This is a genomic window from Pseudomonas sp. PF05 (genome assembly GCF_056521845.1).
Genome location: NZ_JBWLPW010000077.1, coordinates 1 through 593, shown reverse-complemented (window position 1 = coordinate 593; position 593 = coordinate 1). Strand labels below are relative to the sequence as shown.

The window sequence follows — 593 nt, the reverse complement described above, 5'->3', positions numbered from 1 at the left end:
CCACCCAATCGAAAAACCCCAGCGGCGACAGCGCCGACACCGCGGCCCAGACCCGCACCCACGGCTGCCCGGTGTCGATGGTCACCGGCGAAGAACTGCTGACCCTCGACGACGGCACCCTCGATGGCCGCTTGCCGTTCGTCTTCACCCGTTTGTACCGCACCAGCGCCGCCGACCTGGACATCGGCCTCGGGCGCGGCTGGAGCCATGCCCTGGCCCATCGCCTTTTGATCGAAGGCGAGGCGGTCATCTGGATCGACCAGGAAAACCGCCGCACCACCTTTCCCCGCCCCAGCCTGCAACGTCCGGCGATCCACAACAGCCTGGCCCGCGCGGCGATCTACCTGGGGACCGAGGCGGACGAACTGATCGTCGCTCAACCCGGTGACGGCGCAGCATTCCTACACTTTCGTGACGGCCATCTGATTGCCCTGAGCGATCGGTATGACAACCGCTTGACCCTCCAGCGCAACATCTACGGCGATATCAGCCGCCTGGACAACGGCGCCCGGCGCAGCCTGCGCCTGCGTTACGAGCATCGTCACCTGGTCGCCATCGACTACCAGAGCTTTCACCCTGAACTGCTGCCAGAC

Annotated in this window: 1 protein-coding gene; it reads left to right on the top strand. The window is 65.8% G+C overall.

The window, feature by feature from the left end; genetic code table 11:
* Positions 1 to 593, top strand: a 593-nt coding sequence (locus AC09SL_RS29495) for a DUF6531 domain-containing protein (RefSeq protein ID WP_479572009.1), incomplete at both ends; no start/stop codon positions are given.